This is a genomic window from Paenibacillus forsythiae T98, assembly GCF_000520735.1.
GTDB lineage: Bacteria > Bacillota > Bacilli > Paenibacillales > Paenibacillaceae > Paenibacillus_AQ > Paenibacillus_AQ forsythiae.
Map to the genome: position 1 here is coordinate 1 of NZ_ASSC01000722.1, position 3409 is coordinate 3409.

Below are 3409 nucleotides of genomic sequence, written 5' to 3' on the forward strand. Positions count from 1 at the left end.
CAGCCGGTTCAGCCAGCGCCGCGCCTGCAGTTCGTCCATCCGGCTCGTCGCAGCATCGACGGACTGCTTCACGAAGTCGAGAAACTCGGCGACTAGCATTCCCCGATCGTTATACACATGCAAATTACCGCGTGTGAACGAGTTGTTGCGTTCGATCATCCGGCTGTGCGCCCATAGACGACCGTCGGGTCTTGCGTAAAAGCATATGCTCCCGATCTGCACGGGTATGCGGAACTCATGCCCGAAATCTCGGGGCTGCTCGCCCTCGGCGGGAAATTCGGCGGCGAGCAGCGCTTGGAAGCACGCGTCTAGCAAACTCGGATGGAAGCCGTACTCCCGCGTGACCGCTTCCTCCAAGGGCAGCTCGACCTCAACCCAAGCTTCGTCGTCCCCCAAATGAACCCGCTGGATGCCTTGGAACGCCGGACCATACTCGAAACCGGCATGTTTCAAAATACGGTAAGCCTTCGCTTGGTCGATAACCAGCGGTGTCGCTTGGCGAGCGGCCGAGATATCGACGACCGCTTCTCCCGGGCGGCGTTGAAGCTGCCTTACCCGGCCGGAGGCGTGCAGGACGAACGCTGAGCGCTGTTCGTCCTGCGCGGAGAAGATGCGGAACGTACCGTTTTCTACGTCCAGCACATGCTGCATGACCGCCGACGGCTGGTTCGCAGACAACATCAGGCCACGGTGCAGCTCCAGCTGCTCCAGCACGAAGCTGCCTTCGCCCGGCGACAACGCCTGACTCAGCATCGCCATCGCGCCCTCGATATACGCTGCCGCCGGGTACAACACTTGTTCCAGCACGCGGTGATCGCGCAAATAAGGGAGGCGGCGCAGCAAGATTTCGCTTTCCCAAGCTTTCATAGCCCCCGGCAGCGGCCGGCCGAGCAGCGGATGATCCTTATGGCCGTGACGGATGTGCCGGATAAATTCCGGCTCGTGCCAATAGCGCTTTTTTTGCCACGGATAGGCCGGAAGCGTCATCCATCGCCCTTGGCGATAGATCGCCTGCCAGTCCGGTTCAAAGCCTGCTGTGTATAGCTCTGCCAGCCCGCGCATCATTGCTTCGGGTTCGTCCTCCTTGCGGCGGATGGAAGCGACCACCAGACCCGGATTGTCGCCCAAACATTCCGCCAGCGCTCCCGACAGCACGGGATGGGCGCCGATTTCCAAGTAATTTGTATATCCTTGCCGGATGAGCTGATCGATGGCGGACGCATAAGCTACCGTTTCCCGCACATTGCGCCACCAGTAAGCGCCGTCGATCTCCTCTCCGCGAATTTCGCTCGCGGTTACGGAAGAATACAGCGGAACGGACGCCGGCCGAGACGGGACATACTTTAAGCAGTCGATCAGCTCTTCCTTGATCGGTTCCAGATACCGACTGTGAAACGGCACTTGCACGCGAAGAATGCGGGTAAACAGTCCCTTCGCCTCCGCCCGTTTCACAGCTTCGGCCAAAGCTTCCGTATCGCCCGACAGCGTGACGGAGGTCGGGCTGTTGACCGCGGCGATGCTGATCTTATCCTCCAGGCCGTCCAGCAACTCCGCAGCTTCCGTCTCGGAGACGGCGACGAACGCCATCCCCCCGGTGCCGCTCGTCCGGTCCAGCAGCCGGCTGCGATGGTAGACGACGCGCAGCGCGTCCTCCAGCGTGTAGACGCCCGCCTCGTAAAATGCGGCCACTTCGCCTGCGCTGTGGCCGACGATCAAGTCCGGCGTCATACCCCAAGAGCGCCATAGCGCGGCCAGTGACACTTGCAGTAAGAAGCTGATCGGCATCGAGATCGCTGCTTCGTTCATCCGGCTGTCCGCTTCGTCCTTGCAAAGCTCCGCCAGCATGGACCACCCGGCAATCGGGGCGAACAACGCGTCGCCGCGCTCCATCGTTTCGCGGAAGACCGGCTCCTGCCTCAGCAGCTGCCTGCCCATCCCGTACCATTGCGGCCCCATACCGGAAAACGTCCATACGAGCCTTGGCTTCTCTCCGGACGGCTTTCTGCCGGAGAAGAGGCACCCGGCCTGTGTCGCATCGCCGGCCGGCCCAGAGCCTTTCAGCAGCGCGTCCAGCTCCTCTCGCGAGCGGAACACAAGTGCCTGCCGGTAGTTGTGGTGCTCACGCCGTACGCCTGCGCTCCAGCACAAATCCTCCAGCGCGAGCGGCTGCAAACCGCCGCTTTCCGTCAAGCGCTGTCGGTACGCGGCACGCGCTTGCTCAAGCGCCTCAGCCTTGCGGGTTGACAGCGGCAGTACGTACACCCGTTCCCTCGAAAGATCCGCGCCCGCAGCTTCAAGCCCGGCTTCCGCAGGCGATACCCCGAGCTGCACTTCCGCCGCCCACGTGCCAGCGCTCCCCGTCGTTGTCCGTTCATGCGGCAAAGGCTCGCGCACAATCGCATGCGCGTTCGCGCCGCCAAAGCCGAACGAATTAACGGCAGCGATGGCCGGACCTTCATGCTCGGGCCACGTCTCCATGGCCGTCGGCAGCTTCAGCCTCAAGCGGTCAAACGCAATCGCCGGATTCGGCTGCTGCAAATGCAAGTGCGGCGGAATTTGCCGATGCCGGAGGCAGAGCACCGCTTTCATGAAGCCGGCGATGCCGGCGGCCGATTCCGTGTGGCCGATGTTCGTTTTGCACGAACCGACAAGCAGCGGCTCGCTTGCCGGCCGCCCTTCGCCGTACACCTCACCGATTGCCCCCGCTTCGATCGGATCGCCGACCGGCGTCCCCGTACCATGCGCTTCGACATAACGGATGTCTGTCGGCTTTACCCCAGCCTTGCGGAGCGTATCGCGGATCAGCTGTGCCTGAGCATCGCCGCTCGGCACCGTAATGCCGACCGTATGCCCGTCCTGGTTGACACTGCTGGCGAGAATGACCGCTTGGATCGGATCGCCCGCCTCCATCGCATCGGTCAGACGTTTGAGTGCAACGACGCCGACGCCTTCCCCGCGGACGTAACCGCTGGCGGACGCATCGAACGTCTTGCAGCGCCCTTCGGGGGACAAAAAGCCGCCTGCGCTTTCGACCACCGTATATTGCGGCGCAAACGTCAGCACAACGCCCCCCGCAAGCGCCATTGAACTCTCCCCGCTGCGCAAACTTTCGCAGGCGAGATGCAGCGAGACGAGCGAGGATGAGCAAGCGGTATCAATCGTCATCGACGGACCGCGAAAATCGTAGATATACGAAATCCGATTCGACAGCATCGTAGCCATGCTGCCGGCCGCCGTGTAGGTGCTCACGCTGCGCTGAAACGGATCGCCGAATTGCAGCGCGTGGTAGTCCAGCGAGAACGCGCCGATAAACACGCCGACATCGGCCCCCCGCAGCTTCGCGGGTACGTGTCCGCCGTCTTCCAACGCCTCCCAGGCGACCTCCAGCAGCTGGCGCTGCTGCGGGGCC

Annotated in this window: 1 protein-coding gene; it reads right to left on the bottom strand. The window is 62.7% G+C overall.

What is annotated here, in order from left to right; all coding sequences use genetic code 11:
• Positions 1–3409 (bottom strand): type I polyketide synthase (locus L692_RS0121995; protein WP_025702150.1); only part of this gene is annotated, 3409 nt, incomplete at both ends.